At 56.9% G+C, this 16,351-nt stretch carries 10 protein-coding genes; 8 read left to right on the top strand and 2 right to left on the bottom strand.

The features are described 5' to 3' along the window. The first annotated feature begins 293 nt into the window (after window positions 1-293). From DNH61_RS17280 to DNH61_RS17265, 4 genes are all read left to right on the top strand, one after another. A complete protein-coding gene (locus DNH61_RS17280) occupies window positions 294-8,744 on the top strand; it encodes a glycoside hydrolase family 94 protein (protein ID WP_111147924.1) in 8,451 nt (2,816 codons plus the stop codon). A gap of 385 nt (window positions 8,745-9,129) precedes the next feature. Then, entirely contained in the window at window positions 9,130-9,846 is a 717-nt protein-coding gene (locus DNH61_RS17275; protein ID WP_245948221.1) for an alpha/beta hydrolase family protein, read from the top strand. A gap of 42 nt (window positions 9,847-9,888) precedes the next feature. Then, window positions 9,889-10,587, top strand: a complete 699-nt coding sequence (locus DNH61_RS17270) for a pirin family protein (RefSeq protein WP_111147922.1) — start codon at window positions 9,889-9,891, stop codon at window positions 10,585-10,587. 47 nt (window positions 10,588-10,634) lie between these two features. Beyond that, on the top strand, window positions 10,635-11,003 hold the full coding sequence (locus DNH61_RS17265) for a hypothetical protein (protein WP_111147921.1): 369 nt from the start codon (window positions 10,635-10,637) through the stop codon (window positions 11,001-11,003). A 98-nt stretch (window positions 11,004-11,101) separates the two neighbouring features. Here the strand turns inward: DNH61_RS17265 and DNH61_RS17260 are convergent, their stop codons facing one another. Further along, complete coding sequence (locus tag DNH61_RS17260) at window positions 11,102-11,356, bottom strand: MerR family transcriptional regulator (RefSeq protein WP_111147920.1); 255 nt, start codon at window positions 11,354-11,356, stop codon at window positions 11,102-11,104. A gap of 249 nt (window positions 11,357-11,605) precedes the next feature. Between DNH61_RS17260 and DNH61_RS17255 the strand changes: the two genes are divergently transcribed. The 4 genes from DNH61_RS17255 (at window position 11,606) to tatC (ending at window position 14,890) form a co-directional block, all read left to right on the top strand. Next, window positions 11,606-13,201 (top strand): flavin monoamine oxidase family protein, encoded by a 1,596-nt coding sequence (locus DNH61_RS17255; RefSeq protein ID WP_181438756.1) that lies wholly within the window; start codon window positions 11,606-11,608, stop codon window positions 13,199-13,201. Window positions 13,202-13,252: 51 nt separating this feature from the next. Further along, window positions 13,253-13,807: a RidA family protein gene (locus DNH61_RS17250; RefSeq protein WP_111147919.1), complete on the top strand. Its 555-nt coding sequence runs from the start codon at window positions 13,253-13,255 to the stop codon at window positions 13,805-13,807. Between the two features lie 28 nt (window positions 13,808-13,835). Further along, window positions 13,836-14,069 carry a twin-arginine translocase TatA/TatE family subunit gene (locus DNH61_RS17245; RefSeq protein WP_111147918.1) on the top strand — a complete coding sequence of 78 codons (234 nt, stop codon included), beginning with the start codon at window positions 13,836-13,838 and terminating at the stop codon, window positions 14,067-14,069. A 71-nt stretch (window positions 14,070-14,140) separates the two neighbouring features. After that, complete coding sequence (gene tatC, locus DNH61_RS17240; RefSeq protein WP_111147917.1) at window positions 14,141-14,890, top strand: twin-arginine translocase subunit TatC; 750 nt, start codon at window positions 14,141-14,143, stop codon at window positions 14,888-14,890. A 381-nt stretch (window positions 14,891-15,271) separates the two neighbouring features. Here tatC and DNH61_RS17235 read toward each other — a convergent pair whose 3' ends face one another. After that, window positions 15,272-16,222, bottom strand: coding sequence for a D-2-hydroxyacid dehydrogenase (locus DNH61_RS17235; protein WP_111147916.1), 951 nt, complete (start codon window positions 16,220-16,222; stop codon window positions 15,272-15,274). Window positions 16,223-16,351: the final 129 nt, after the last annotated feature.

Raw genomic sequence — 16,351 nt, 5'->3', positions numbered from 1 at the left:
GAGATATTATGACACGGCGGATCCAGCCAAGGGTCCGTTGTTTTTGTTTTATCGACACATTTTTCCTTCGCGGGGTCATAAAAAGGTGCAGGAATGGGAATATTTATGGAGTGTCTTCGAGTGTGCAACGCTGCAGGTAAGAGAGATACCGCGGCTGGTCGAAGACACTCCAAGGAGTGTCTTCGAGTGTGCAACGCTGCAGGTAAGAGAGATACCGCGGCTGGTCGAAGACACTCCAAGGAGTGTGTAACGTTACACACGCTCCACTATTCCTTACTACCCCGGGAGGACTCATGATTCTAAACACCGAGCAACTCGAGCAGAAGGCGCGTGAGCTCGCTCTTACGCATTCTCCCACTCGCGGCTCCAAACGAGCAGTGAAAGAGTTACTGCAGACATTTAATGGGGATGTTGAAGGGTTACGGATATTCGTACGTTATTTGCAGCGTACCCATTCAGCCGAAATACAGCCGGCGGAAGAGTGGCTGCTGGATCACGCTGACTTTATAGAAGAACAGGCTATCGGAATCAGGCAGGAGATCGTCAAGAGCGAGATGCACAGGCTTCCGGTCGTGGGAGATAAGGCCGAGCTGCGTGCCTATGCGGTATGCAGGCATTATTTTGAACATACCGATGGCGTACTGGACTTCGATACTTTTACCTCCTATACAAATGCATACCAGGAAGTGGCTGTACTGGCAATTGCGGAAGTTTGGGCCCTGCCCCTGCTGATCAAAATTTCGCTGATCCGCAGGCTTGCGGCGCAGATGCAGGAGGTCAGGCAGCGTAGGGAAGCCGGACGCCATGTTGACCGCCTGCTGGCCCCGCTGGAAGGAAGCAGACCTGACCCGGCGGCGCTGAGAGAAGCGCTGGACCGTTCGGGAGCCGCGATACCGTTATCCGGGCCTGTTATTGTACATTTGGTACAGAGGCTTGGGGAATGGGCTGACCATGCAGGCGAAATCAAGGATTGGCTGACCTGCCGCCTGGAGAATGGTACCGAAAGTCTGGAGCAGATCATTACCTACGAGCACCGCTTGCAGGCCTCCTATCAGGTGACGGCAGGAAACTGTATTCAGTCGGTGCGTAAAACCGTCAGGCTTGAGTGGACTCCCACCTTTGAGAGACTGTGCTATGCAGACCGCACGATGCGAAAGGAAACGACGGGTATCTACGCGCGTCTGGATGCCTCGAGCCGCAGTGTCCTTCTCGAGCGGATCGAGACGCTGTCCCGGCGTCTCGGCGTCCCGGAGAGTCTGGTGGCCGAGAGGGCGATAAAGCTTGCGGATCATCATGCATCTGCGGCTCCGGATCCTGATGGTTCAGGCTCAAGGGAGGATGAAGCTGCCGGCAATCAGGCGGGAGGACCAGCAGAGCTTGGGGCGACAGACCATGTCCGTGACCATGTGACGCCGCGTCCGTCTTTTGCCGCCTACTTTCTTCTTGATCCGGCCGGTGTACGGTCTCTCTGGAAGGAACTCCAAACCTGTGCCAAGCCAAGGAACAGCAAGCGGGCAGCAGTCCGCCGGCACCGGGGCCTTGCGTACTTTGGCACGCTTGCCGTCTTCTTCCTGGCGGTTTTTGCACTGACAGTCTGGGCTGCGGGCATGGAGAATACTCTGCTGCCGGCTGTGTGGTGGTGGATACCGCTCCTGGTGCTGCTGGCTTTCCCGGCGAGCGAGTGGGCCGTTCAGACGGTCCACTTTGCTATCTGCGGCGTTACGCAATCCCGGCCGCTTCTGCGTCTTGATTATGCGTCTGGCGTCCCGGAGGATGCCGCGACCGTGGTTGTCATTCCAGTCATCTGGTCGCAACCCGAACAGGTACGTGATATGGCTGAAAGGCTCGAACTGCATTATCTGGCTAACCGGGACCCTAACATTCACTATGCCCTTCTGGGTGATTACAAGGATGCAGATGCAGAACAGACTGATCTCGATTCTGTCATGAACGAGACGGCCCGCTCCAGTATTGAGGCCCTCAACCGCTCCTACGGCGAGGCAGGAACTACCTTCCATGTCCTGCAGCGCAGACGGATATGGAATGAGTCGGAGGGCAAGTGGATGGGCTGGGAACGGAAGCGCGGCAAGCTGGTTGAATTTGCGGACCTGCTTAGAGGAGCAGAGGACACCAGCTACTTCTTCCATGTGGGCGATCTGTCTAAGCTGGAAAAAGTAAAATATATAATTACTCTGGATGCGGATACCCAGCTGCCAATTGGAACGGCGCAGCGGATGATCGGGACCATTCACCTGCCCTACAACCGTCCGCGTCTCAACCCGGCCGGGACCAGGGTAATCGAGGGCTACGGTGTGCTTCAGCCGAGGATTGGCATGAGTCACGAGTCGGCTATGCGCTCGCGCTTCTCAAGGATGTGGTCCGGAGAGCCGGGTATTGATCCCTACTCCTTCGCTGTTTCGGATCCATACCATGATGCGATGGAGCAGGGGATTTTTACCGGTAAGGGGATCTTTGATGTTGAGGTGTTCCGTCAGGTTCTTGGAAAGCGAATTCCGGATAACCGGGTGCTCAGCCATGATTTGCTGGAAGGCGGTTTTATGCGTGCCGGATTGCTGCCGGATATAGAGCTTGTGGACAGCCATCCCCCAACCTACTATGCGTACCAGCAAAGACTGCACCGCTGGGTCCGCGGGGACTGGCAGCTGCTGCCCTGGCTGGGCTCAAGCTACCGTGACCGCAGCGGCAAGCGGATGCCGGTTGATTTAACCCTGCTAACCAGGTGGCAGATGCTGGATAACCTTAGGAGGAGCCTGCTTCAGCCGGCCCTGTACGGCCTGCTGCTGCTGGCGATGCTGATCCCCGCAGCTACCGGCTTGGCTCTGTTGAGCATCGTACTGCTGACACTGGCGATCCCGGCGATCCGTTCACTGCTGTCTGTTGGGAGACTTCTCAGGCGTCCGCGAACTTTCGGGGCAGCTGCTTCGCAAGCGGCGCTTGGCCTATTCACGCTGCCTTATCAGACCGTGCTTATGCTGAACGCGATTGCCAAGACACTGTACCGTCTAGTCTTCTCCAAGCGCAGGCTGCTTGAATGGGTAAGCTCAGCGGAAGTGGAGCGCCGGTCTACCCGCATGATCGCCGGGCTGGCAGGCGGTCTGCTGCTGACAGCCGTCCTTGCGGCCGCAGCATTATGGAGCGCTTCTTCGCTACAGCTGGCAGCGGGCCTGCTGCTTGCCATCCTATGGGCTTCAGCTCCGCTTATAACGAGATGGCTGGACCAGCCTGTTGTGGCTCGTGCCGAGCAGCTTACTGCAAGTGAACGGGAAGAACTGACGCAGCTTGCGAGGCAAATCTGGAACTTCTATGAGGATTACGCAGGCGAGCAGGATAACTGGCTGCCGCCTGATAATGTACAGATTGACCCGCCAGTAGGCGTTGCCCACCGGACCTCGCCGACGAACATCGGCCTGCTGCTCACTGTTACGGTAACCGCCCGGGACTTCGGCTTCATTGATACACCGGGTATGATTGAGCGGCTCGAGCGGACAGTTGGAACGATGGAGCGCATGGAAAAATGGAACGGTCACTTATATAACTGGTATGACACAGAGACACTCCGCCCTCTGCCGCCCGTGTATGTATCCACGGTTGATTCGGGCAATCTGGTCGGCTATCTGCTCGCCGTCAAGGAAGGCTTGGCTGAGTGGCTTAGACGCGACTATGAAGCCGGGGAGGAGCATGAGCAGGGCAGACGTCCCGCAGAGCCAAAACGGGAGCATGGAAAACAGAAGAATGTGGCAGCCGCGAGTACATCCATAACCCCTAAGCTCAGGCCGGTAACGATTGATCTGGAGCTGGCAGAGGAACTGACGGAAGGCATGGATAACAGTGGTATTGAAGCCTCCGCAGAGCTGGGCATGAAACATAAGGGCGGCGCGGCAGCCGGGACTGCCAGGCGCAAGGGCCGCAGCGAATGGGAGGAGCGCGGCCGGGCACTGATCGAGCGGCTGGAGAAGCTTGCGGCCGGTACCGATTTTGCTCCGTTATTCGACCATGACACCAAGCTGTTCAGCCTCGGCTACCATGTAGGGCTTGAGCAGAAGGAACAGATTGTATATGACCTGCTTGCCTCAGAGGCGAGGCAGGCCAGCTTTATAGCCATTGCTATGGGGCAGGTTCCGGCTTCCCACTGGTTCAAGCTCGGGCGGGCAATGACGAAGCTCGGCAAGCATGCCACCCTAGTCTCCTGGACAGGCACCATGTTTGAGTATCTGATGCCGCCGCTCATTATGAAGACGTACAGCGGAACGCTGTGGGATGAGACGTACCGCGGAGCGGTGGAGCGGCAGGCGGCCTACGCCAGGATGCGCGGAGTTCCGATGGGAATCTCGGAATCGGGTTACTATGCTTTTGACTATCAGATGAATTATCAGTACAGGGCGTTCGGTGTGCCAGGGCTTGGCTTCAAGCGTGGCCTGGAGCAGGATCTTGTGCTGGCTCCCTATGCAACTATTATGGCGCTTCCGTATGCGACCCGGACCGCACTCGAGCAGCTGAAGGGTATGGAGGCGCTTGGTGCGCGGGGCGAGTACGGCTATTATGAAGCGGTGGATTGTACGGCCGAACGGATGCCAAAGAACCGGACAAGCGTTGTTATCCGCAGCTTCATGGCACATCACCAGGGCATGGCGCTGGTTACGCTCGGGAATCTGCTGCTCCCGGATACCATGGTCGACCGCTTTCATGCAGATAAGCGCATACGGGCAGTCGAACTGCTGCTTCAAGAGCGTGTACCGGAGAAGCCGGCACTTGCGCTTCATGGCGCATCCGCCTCCAGACGGAGCACGGAAGCGGACATGGCGGCTCATGCGCCGCAGCGGGAGTTTACAACTCCCCATACCCCGGTGCCGGAAGTATGCGTGCTGTCGAACGGCGTATTCACCTCCGTGCTTAATACGGCGGGGAGCGGCTATCTGCGGCGTGAGGGCCTGGCGCTGACACGCTGGCGTGAGGATCCGATGGCTGACCCGTGGGGCAGCTATATGTTTATCCGCGACGTTGAGAGCGAAGCGGTCTGGGGTCCGACGTACCAGCCTGTAAGGCAGGAGCCGCAGGTGTACCGTGCCCAGTTCTCGCTCGAGAAGGCGAAGTTTATCCGTCAGGACGGCAGTATCGGAACAGTCCTGGAGGTATGCGTGTCACCGGAGTTTAACGCCGAGATCCGCAAGCTTACGCTTACGAACGAGGGCAGCTCGGCCCGTGTGCTCGAGGTAACGACTTATATGGAGGTGTCCCTCTCGGCACCTGCGGCAGACGACGCCCACCCGGCATTCAGCAAGCTCTTCGTGCAGACGGAGTACGATGAAGGACATGAAGCCCTGCTCGCCAAACGGCGTCCCCGCAATGAGCATGAGAAGCCGGTATGGGCCGTGCATGCACTGGCGCCATGCTGTGATACCCTGGGTCCGGTGGAATATGAGACCGACCGTGCCTGCTTCATCGGCAGGGGCTGCGGGCTGGAAGAGCCGCAGTCCATCCGCGCGAAGCTCTCTGGCACAACAGGTGCAGTCATTGACCCGGCTTTTGTAATGAGACGGCGTCTGACGATCGGACCGGGAGAAAGTGTGCAGCTTGTAGCGATTACCGGCATGGCTGACTCCAGGGAAGAGGCACTGGAGCTTCCAGGGCGCCTATGCTCCGAGCAGCAGGTGGAGCGCACGCTGCAGCTGGCCTGGACGAGAAGCCAGATCGAGCTTCGCCACCTCCACATGAAAGCTCAGGACGCGGCGCTTTATCAAGGGCTTGCAGGAAGGATAATTTACACGCCGCCAATGCGGGAGGAGCGTGCGGAACGTGTGGCAGCGAACACGATGGGCCAGACGGGACTATGGCCGATGGGCATTTCAGGCGATCTTCCGATTGCGCTGCTGCTCATCCGGGATGATTCGGGCTTGTCCTTCGCTGCTCAGATTATCCGCGGACATGAGTATTTGCGCCGCAAAGGTGTATTCTTCGACCTCGTTGTCCTAAATGAATCACCGGGCGGCTACCAGCAGGATATTCAGGATGCGATTCGCCGGACCGTGGAGCAGACGAAGGATCACAGCCAGGCTGGGCGCCAAGGCGGCGTCTACCCGGTTAACAGCGACCAGATCAGCGAAGCGGAACATACCCTGCTCTACACGGCCGCCCGCTGCATCCTGCGTGCGGACGGCAGAAGCCTGCGGGCTCAGCTTAAGGCGGTGGAAGGCCGGATGCCGGAGACGCTGCCCCTGCTCGCGCAGGCTGAGGCGGTGGAGCACGCTGAAGGGGCTGTGGCTTTACCCGACCTGCAGAGCGAGACTATTCTCTGGAACGGCTGGGGCGGGTTTACGCCGGATGGGAAGGAATACAGGATCGGTATTCAGGCAGGGCGGCATCTGCCTGCGCCTTGGTCCAATATTATGGCTAACCCGCAGTTTGGCTGCATGGTGACCGAGCTTGGGACGGGCTATACCTGGTTCCGCAACAGCCGCGAGTTCAAGCTGACGCCATGGTCCAATGATCCCGTACTGGATCCGGCAGGTGAAGCCTGCTACATCCGGGATGAGAGCACGGGCCAATACTGGTCGCCTGCTCCAAGTCCGGCAGGAGGCAGGTTTACCTATACTGCGGCTCATGGTCATGGTTACACCCGCTTCGAATCAGAGGCGTTCGGCATTGCGCAAACCTTGAACATCTGTGTGGATGAGCGGGATCCGGTCAAAATCATGGAGCTTACCCTTCGCAATACGACGGGGGCCCATAAGCAGCTGTCCGTGACATATTACGCGGAATGGGTGCTCGGGGTCAGACGCGAGCTGAATGCCTCCTATATTACGACGGCTTATGACCGGGATACGGAGAGCCTGATGGCCCGCAACGTATTTCAGGAGACATTCCGTGAAGAGACTGCGTTTCTTCATATTCATGCGGACCATTCAGGTCCTGAAGAGCGCAGCGTACCTGTATTTACCTGCTCCCGCGAAGAATTCATCGGCCGCAACGGCTCCATGGCGAACCCGCAGGCTATGCGTAAGCGGACGCTCTCCGGACGGACCGGACCGATGGCGGACAGCTGCGGAGCGCTTCAGCTCAGCGTTGCCCTGCCGCCGCAGACCGAGAGCAAAGTTTACATTGTGCTGGGCTGCGGAAGGACCGCCGCGGAAGCGGCAGAGCTGGCGCGAAAGTATGGAGTGCCAGAGGCTGGAGCCGATGCTTACAACCGCTCGCAGCAGTATTGGGCGAACGCACTGGGGCAGCTTCAGGTTGATACGCCAAGCCGGGAGATGAATATGCTGCTGAACGGCTGGCTGCTGTATCAGGCGCTGGCTTGCCGGATGTGGGCAAGATCGGCATTTTACCAGGCTGGGGGTGCGTACGGTTACCGGGATCAGCTGCAGGATTCGCTTGCGATGCTCCATACCCGCCCGGACCTGACACGTACGCAGATCGTGCTGCATGCACGCCACCAGTACCTGGAAGGAGATGTTCAGCATTGGTGGCATGCCGAGACCGAGCGAGGAATCAGGACCAAATATTCGGATGACCTGCTCTGGCTTCCTTACAGTGCGGCCCGTTATATTGAACACACTGGAGATGCTACCGTACTGGATGAGGTGCAGCCTTATCTTACAAGCAGCGAGCTTACGGAGGAAGAGCACGAGCGTTATGAGCCGACGGTCACCTCTGATGAGAGCGGAACGGTGTATGAGCACTGCCTGCGTGCCATTGACCGGGCATACAGGCTCGGGGAGCATGGACTGCCGCTGATGGGAATCGGGGATTGGAATGACGGCATGAACAGTGTAGGCGATGAAGGCCGGGGTGAGAGTGTGTGGCTCGGGTGGTTCCTTGTCACTGTGCTGAACATGTTCGCTCCCCATTGTGAAGCCAGAGGCGACGTGGAGCGTGCGAAGGATCTCAGGAGCCGCGCTGAAGCGTTGTCCAAGGCGCTTAACGAGCATGCCTGGGACGGCGAGTGGTTCCGCAGAGCCTACACCGACCACGGCGACTGGCTGGGAACGAACAGCGCCCATGAGTGCCGGATTGATGCCATTGCGCAGTCCTGGTCGGTTATATCACACGGTGCGCCGCGTGAGCGCAGTATAAGGGCGATGCAGTCGTTTGACCGCGAGCTCGTCGACCGGGGGCATGATGTGGCGATGCTGCTGACGCCTGCCTTTGACAAGACAGAGCCTACGCCGGGTTATATTCAAGGTTATCCGCCGGGCATCCGGGAGAATGGAGGCCAATATACACACGGTGTGATCTGGAGCATTGTGGCATGGGCTATGCTGGGTGACGGCGACAAGGCGTTCGAGCTGTTCAATCTGATGAACCCGGTTAACCATACCGCTTCCCAGGGAGATATCCGGACATATGTTGGCGAGCCTTACGTAATGGCAGCGGATGTATATATGTCCGATCCGTACAAGGGAAGGGCCGGCTGGACCTGGTACACAGGCGCGTCAGGCTGGATGTACCAGGCGGGGGTCGAGTGGATACTCGGTATCCGCCGGGCTGCGGACCGTCTCTATATCCGTCCGAATATTCCGCGCAGCTGGCCCGGTTTTACAGCGGATTACCGTTTTGGCGAAACGCTTTACAGCATCCATGTTGTCAACGGCGATGCTGCCAGTGAAGAACGCAAGGCCACAGGCACAGGGACATTCGCAAAAAGGGATGAACACGGCGCCTACATTGAGCTCTCTGATGACGGGCAGCAGCATGAGGTTACGGTCGTGCTCGGGGGTCATGCGTAAAGCGTGCAAATAAGCGACAATTCAGATACAAGCCGCTCGGCCGGAAGGGCAGACAGCCTAGACCGGTTGAGCGGCTTGTTTTTGTCAGGGGGAAGTAAAATCTGCGGAGCCGTGGTTGCCTGGTTTGCCCTCTTCCACAGCCGTGTAAATTACGTAGAGAATAATTTTGTGCCGGGGAAGAGTGGAACGGGAGCAGGCGAATCTTGTACAATGACTGCACCAAGGGTTCGAGGCATACAGCAGGTCGCTCCATGAAACCGGCCTTTCCGCAGAATGAGAATCCCGCTGTTTGCCGCATACTAACCACTATTAACCATAACGAGGCTGTTGCGGCCGGGGTAAACACTAGCCCTCAGGTGCGGACAAGGGACGGAAGGAGATGCAGATGACAAAGGAGCAGACGGACCATTTGGACATTTATTTGCTCGCGGGTGTGGCCACAAGGCCGGGCTTTTTTACCGACTGTCAGCAGATCCTGGATGGCCTGTGCCGAAGCAGCTGGGAAGAGGTGCGGATTCAGGTCGTGTATCCCTACGGGGACTATACAAGAAGCCTGCTTCGTCAAATTCATGAGGTGCGCCGGGATCTGTTCCGCCGCAGCAAGCTGCGGCGTCCTGGCGGCGGACAGGCTGCCGCAGAGCCTGTCCGTCAAACCTCTGCAGGCCGGTCCGTGCTGCTGATTGGTCACAGCGGCGGCGGGGTAGCTGCCTACCACGCGGGTAAAATGCTGCTGGAGGAAGGGATTGTCAGCGACTGCCGGATGGTTCAAGTTGGAGCGCCCAAGGTAAGAATAGATCCGGCGCTCAGGGACAAGGTTAGTTATTTCTACGCCGTGGACAGCAGCGGAAGGATCAATGATCCGGTAACGCGTATTGGCAGCTGGGGCGGCTTCCGTACCGGCAGGTACGGTGTTCCGGTATGGGATGCATTTAGGTACGCTCCCGGGCATATCGGCTCCATACAGGTAGTCGGCGGGCATGCGGATTATTTTCGCGCCCGGCCGCCGTTTATCAAGGACCAGGTATCCAATTTGCAGCGGACGCTCGGCAGCGTATGGGAGTGGATGCAGGATTTTGCCCGCAGCCCCGATTATTCATCTTGATAGTGGTTTAATCGTGAACTAAATGAGGGGAGAGGTGAGACCATGATTAATATTTATCCGGAAGCTTCAAGATTCCGCACGGATCTGGATTGGCTGACGAGCCGGGCAAGCTTCTCATTCGGGGAGCATTATGATCCGGACAACACAGCATTCGGTCCGCTCCGAGTTTTCAATGACGATATCATTGGAGCAGGCCGCGGCTTTGGCGGTCATCCGCATCGGGAGATGGAGATTGTATCGGTTGTTCTGAGAGGACAGCTGAAGCATGAGGACAGCACAGGACGCAAGGCGGTAACCGGGTTCGGCGGTGTACAGCGGATGAGCGCAGGGACGGGAATTATCCATTCGGAGGCGAACCCGGCGGATGAGGAATGCCACATTCTGCAGATCTGGATGACGCCAAGCGAGAGCGGGCTTGAGCCCTCCTACGAGACCTCCTCCTTTGACCCGGAAGCTCTGAAGAACAGGCTGCTGCCTATAGTGGCGCGCGGTGGAGGGGAAGGAATAGCGGATATTCATCAGGATCTGACGATGTACTTGTCCAGGCTGGATGCCGGTAAATTGGTTGAATTCCGTCAGGATGCCGGACGTCGTGTGTACCTCTTTGTCATAGAAGGCGAGCTGTCCGTTAACGGGTCAGCCCTTCAGCGCGGAGATGCGGCGAGAATAACAGAAGAGCCAGAACTTAACCTTGAAGCGGCAGGAGAGGAAGCGTTCTTCATGCTGATCGATTTGCCCTAGAAGCGTATGGCGGGGATTATTAATTTGAGGCTGGGGAGGGGAAGCTGTTGACAGAACAACCGAGACACAGACTGCTGGTCAAGCATGTTACAGGCCGTGTGCTCCTTGATACTGGCAAGACAGGCGAGAGCTTCACCATTCATGACGGGAACGGAGATACCCGTCTTGGGGAAGGTGAGGGCAGCTGGAAGATACGGGTGACCGGTGTACCGACTGCAGTTGCGACCGAAATAATCCGGCTCCGGGATGAACTGAATCTGTTTCATTTCATTGAGCAGCCGGATGCAGAGCCGCCAGTCCGCAAATGGTGGATGTACGGCAAGCGCCGGCATCCGGAGATCATGGAGAATGCCAGTGCGGCAGAGCTGCAGATCACCGTTGATGCCCGCGCAGCCTATTCGAATGATGCGGTATAGCTTATGTCAATTTCAAGGGCAGGAGCCTGTGTTAAGGCTGCTGTAGTTTAAAGTACGGGGAGGGGGCGGGCTGCTCTCTCCTTTTCGTCATGCTGCTTCTAGGCGAGAGAGGCGGACTTGCGCTTTCTTCGCTCCAGCTCCTTTATTTCGCGGGTGAATAAACCATCCTCCATTTTTTCTGCGATTTCACACAGCCTCTCGATGTCCAGGAATGAATATTTGCGTGTTCCGCCGGCTGTCCGCTCGGGAAATATCAGCTTCCTTTCCTCGTAGTAACGGATTTTTCTCTCCGATAAGCCTGTTAGCTCACTGACCAAACCGATTGTCATTACCTTTTTCTCTTTGTAAGACATCTGTTTCCTCCTTTGTGAACACGGCCGCGATGAAATAACTTGTATATTTCAATTTATTTTACTCTATATTTGCTTATTTCAATGGAGATGAAAATAGTCCTGTAAGATTATCTTACAGTAAAACTTTGTCGCAGGGTCTAATTACATAAACTGTGTCAGGAAATATAACACAAAAGACCACGAACGGATTTTCAGATGCTAAGCTGGTTTCGAGAACGACGCTGATGAACGAGGCGAAGGAGGAAACCAATGTCTGATCATCAAATGGGAGCCCAGCTATCACGAAGGCAGTTTTTAATTCAGGTTGCCAAAGCTGGCGGAGCGGTCGCTATGTACAGTGCGATGGGAAGTCTGGGTTTGCTCGGCAGTCCTGCGGGGGCGGCGGCTGTACTGCCACCTCCCGCTGAGCTGGAGATGACGAAGCGTGGCGGCAGGAAAATTGTTATTCTGGGTGCCGGTATAGCGGGCATGACGGCAGCTTATGAAATGGCGAAGATCGGCTACGATTGTGTGATCTTAGAAGCCCGTTCCCGGCCGGGAGGCCGCAACTGGACGATCCGCAGAGGCGATACGGTAACAGAAGTCGGCGGAGCCAAGCAGACCGCCCGTTTTGATGAAGGTGAGTATTTTAACCCGGGACCCGCGCGTATTCCGCAGCACCACATCACGATGGACTACTGCAAGGAGCTCGGCGTGGCGCTTGAGGTGTTCGGCAATGTGAATGAAGCGGCCTACTATTACAGCGAAAATGCAGGTCCTCTCTCCGGCAGGAAGATACCGAAGCGTGCGGCAAAGGCTGATATGCGCGGCTTTACAAGCGAGCTGCTCGCCAAGGCGATCAACAAGAATGCATTGGATCTGCCGCTTAGCCAGAATGACAAGGAGAAGCTCCTCATCTATCTGCAGCGCGAGGGCGACCTGAATGCGGATCTCTTCTACAAGGGCTCCGGCCGCAGGGGGTACAAGGTGCTGCCTGGCGGGGGTGAAACGCCCGGTGAACAGGAGGACCCTTACAACATCAGTGCGATTATCCAGTCGGGCTTCGGGAACAGCTTCAGCTCGGAATATTCCCTGGATCAGCAGATGATGATGTTCCAGCCTGTAGGCGGAATGGATCAGATTGGCAGAGCGCTCGCCAAGAAGGTCGGCAGCGTGATCCGCTATCAGGCGGTTGTGCAGCAGATCAAGCAGAACGGGAGCGGCGTCACCGTGTCCTACAAGGATGCAGCCGGCGCTGTGCAGGAGGTGGAGGGCGAGTACTGTATCTGCACCATCCCGCTGAGTGTGCTGAAGGACATTCCGGCCGATTTCAGCAAGGAGATGGCTGCGGCAATCGCCAAGGTTCACTATGCGGAAACGGGGAAAATCGGCTTCCAGTTCCGGAGGCGGTTCTGGGAAGAGGACGAGAATATATTCAGCGGCATGACGACCACCAATATGGACATCAATCAGATTTGGTATCCGTCAAGCGGCTATCTCGGACGGAAGGGCATCGTGGTCGGCTACTACAATTTTGGCGAACAGGCCGTTAAGCTCGGTGACATGACGCTCGCCGGCCGGGAGGAATATGCGCTCAAGCAGGGGGCCAAGATTCATCACCAGTTCTACAAGGAGTTCGAGACTTCCTTCTCAATTGCCTGGCATAAGACGCCGTACAACCTGGGCGGATGGGCGAGCTATTCCTCGGAGGACCGGAAGACGATTTATCCGACACTGAACAAGCCGGACGGCCGTATCTATCTGGCTGGAGAGCATATGAGCTATCTGACCGGCTGGATGGCAGGGGCCTTCGAATCAGCCCGGCTTGTCGTGAATCATATTCATGAGCGAGTGATGACGCAGTAATCAGCAATTATACCTGAATGACCTACATACTGGAATCAGGAGTGTGACGCTATGAGAATGGTAAAAAAAGGGCTGCTGCTAGCCCTGCTGGCGGCATCCGTGAGCTTGGCAGGTTTAACGGCATATGGTGCCAGTCCGCTTACACCGAACAAATATCCGGAAGAGCCGATCGATGAGCCGGAGTTCTACGGAAGTCCGACCTCGTCCATTGCGTCAGGCGTTTCCGTTCCGGAGGGTATGGCTTACCTCTGGACCAGCGGAACCGTGCCCCCGCAGCTGAAAGCGGACGGTAAGACGATTCATGAACGCTATGGCGATACAAAGACGCAGGCAATGGGGATTTTGAAGCGGATTGAAGCTGATCTGAAGGAGAAGGGGCTTACCCTTTCCGATGTCGTTTATCTGCGTGTCTATCTGGTGGCGGACCCGGAGAAGGAAGATAAGGTCGATTATCAAGGCTGGTTCGATGCCTATGCGGAGTTCTTCAATACGGATAGCAATCCGGTGAAGACGGCCCGCTCGACCGTAGCGGTGGCGGGATTGGTCCATTCCGATTGGCTGATCGAGATCGAAGCAGTTGCCGTATATCCAAAGCCCGCCAAATAACAGAACATCGACGAGAGGAGGAGCCAGCATGCTGCAGAGTATCGGCATACCCGGCTTGATCTTAATTCTGGTTATTGCGCTCGTCATCTTCGGGCCATCCAAGCTGCCTGAGATCGGACGCGCGTTTGGAAGGACGCTCAGCGAATTCAAGCGTTCCACGAAGGAGCTGGTGCAGGAGGAAGAACCAGAGCTGCGGGAAACACGGAGCGGTCTCGCCGTTGTGGAAGTGAAGCAGGAGAAGCCTGCTGCACTGAAGGGCTGAGCAGGGAATTAGAGAGGGATGTGCGGCTGCTGCCGTCTGCATCCCTCTTCAGCATGGGAGAGTGATAGAAGATGGACACGATGAATGTGATCGGGCATCTCGGTGAGCTTCGCAAGCGGATTATGGTGACGATGTTTGCTTTTGTCGGTGCGCTGGCAGCTGCGCTGTGCTGTGTGCAGCAGATTTACGGGTGGCTGACGCAGCATCTGGATATGAGGCTTGCCCTGCTTGGCCCGAGCGATATTTTGTGGGTGTACATGATGATTAGCGCCGTTATCGCCGCCGCCGTTACCACTCCTGTGTTTGCGTACCAGCTGTGGAGGTTCGTAAAGCCGGCACTGAGCGCTGAAGAGCACCGGGCCGCTTTTCACATGATCCCGGCTGTATCCCTGCTGTTCATTGGCGGCATTAACTTCGGCTATTTCATCGTATTTCCGGTCGTCTCTTCGTTCCTGCTCGGATTGTCAGCGGGGCAGTTTCAGACCCTGTATACAGCAGAAAAGTACTTTCGGTTCATGGTCAATCTGACGCTACCATTCGGGCTGCTGTTCGAAATGCCTGCCGTTGTGATTTTCCTTACCAGGCTTGGGATTCTGAATCCCGAGAGACTCGCCAAAGCCAGAAAAACAGCTTACTTCGCGCTGGTCGTAACAGCCGTTACCGTAACACCGCCCGACATTGTCTCCGATGTGCTGGTGATCATTCCACTGCTGCTGCTGTACGAATGCAGTGTGAGCCTGTCACGGATCGTATACCGGAAGCGGCTGCGCAGAATGGCAGAGGAGGAACAGCGTGCGGGCACTGCCTTGTCGGGTCTTTAGTGTGCTGATGAGACGTTCATTCACCTCAACAACAGCGGCAGAGCTAAGACTCCTCCAGTCTTCGCTCTGCCGCTATTTAATGATGCTAAGGTTGCTGAAGAGTATGCGCCTAATAACCTTGGGCATAGCGCAAGAACATGAGGCAGCTGTCCGCGCTTAATAACCTTGGCTGTAGTCCAAGAACATGAGGCATAGACCTGCCTAATAACCTTGGCTGTAGCCCAAGAACATGAGGCATAGACCTGCCTAATAACCTTGGCTGTAGCCCAAGAACATGAGGCATAGACCTGCCTAATAACCTTGGCTATAGCCCAAGAACATGAGGCGGCTGTCCGCGACTAATAACCTTGGGTAGCCCAAGAACATTAGGCATAGATCTGCCTAATAACCTTGGCTATACCCCACCAAGTTCCTCAGCTGTTCCCCGGCGAGGTAGCGGCGGAGGTTGTCGAGGAACAGGGCCACGACACGCTCCTTGTAGTGCTCTGTGGCGCCGGCATTATGCGGCGTCAGAATAATGTTGTCGAGCTTCCATAGCGGATGGCCGGCAGGAAGCGGCTCCTCCTCGAATACATCAAGGCCCGCTCCCGCAATGCCGCCTGACTGCAGCACGCTGACCAGCGCCTCGGTTTTCACGGTAGCGCCGCGGCCTACGTTGATGAAATAGCTGGTCGGCTTCATCAGACGAAACCGCCCTTCGTCGAACAGGTGACGGGTTTCAGCTGTCAGCGGCAGAATATTAATGACGTAATCGCTCTCTGGCAGAATATCATCGAGCCGGTCCTCCGTTACGACACGGTCAAAACCGGGAGCGCTCCTGCCGCTGCGGCGGACGCCGATCATCCGCATGCCGAAGGCCTTTGCGAGGAAGGCGACCTCGCGGCCAATAGCGCCTGCGCCTATGACGGCAGCTGTTTTGCCGTGCATTTCGGGCAGGCTGCCTGTTTTCTCCCATGCGGCACCTGCCTGTGCGCGAATGGAACGGTGCAGGCCGCGCGTCAGGCCAAGCATCATGGCAAGCACCGTCTCCGACATCGGCTCGGGATGGACGCCGCTGGCATTGGTGACGAGAACGCCGCGGCTGCCGAAGTCCTGCAGCGGGAGCTTGTCCACGCCAGCGGACCACGTCTGGACCCAGCGCAGCGCAGCTCCTGACTCCAGACATTCGCGCGCAGCGTCTGCATTCCAGCCGCAGATAATTTCGGCCTCCCTGTAGCAGGCCGGGTCAATTTCCCCTGTTCGTCCGAAGGTAAGGCTCCAGCCTGGTGCCAGCCGCCGAACCTCCTCCTGCTGCTCCGGCGTAAAGCCGTGCAGGCATACGATTTTACCCATCTTATCCCTCCCGAGTCAGTAGTTGTATGATCTTGTTATCTATTATACAGGAGCCGGGACGAGGTTGACGAATCGGTCTGCGCAGCAACCCTGGCATACTGAAATGATAATTAAGCAGCTTTATTTGTT

The sequence above is a fragment of the Paenibacillus sambharensis genome (assembly GCF_003233845.1).
Taxonomy (GTDB): Bacteria; Bacillota; Bacilli; order Paenibacillales; family Paenibacillaceae; genus Paenibacillus_I; species Paenibacillus_I sambharensis.
This window is presented reverse-complemented; position numbering and strand designations above follow the sequence as displayed.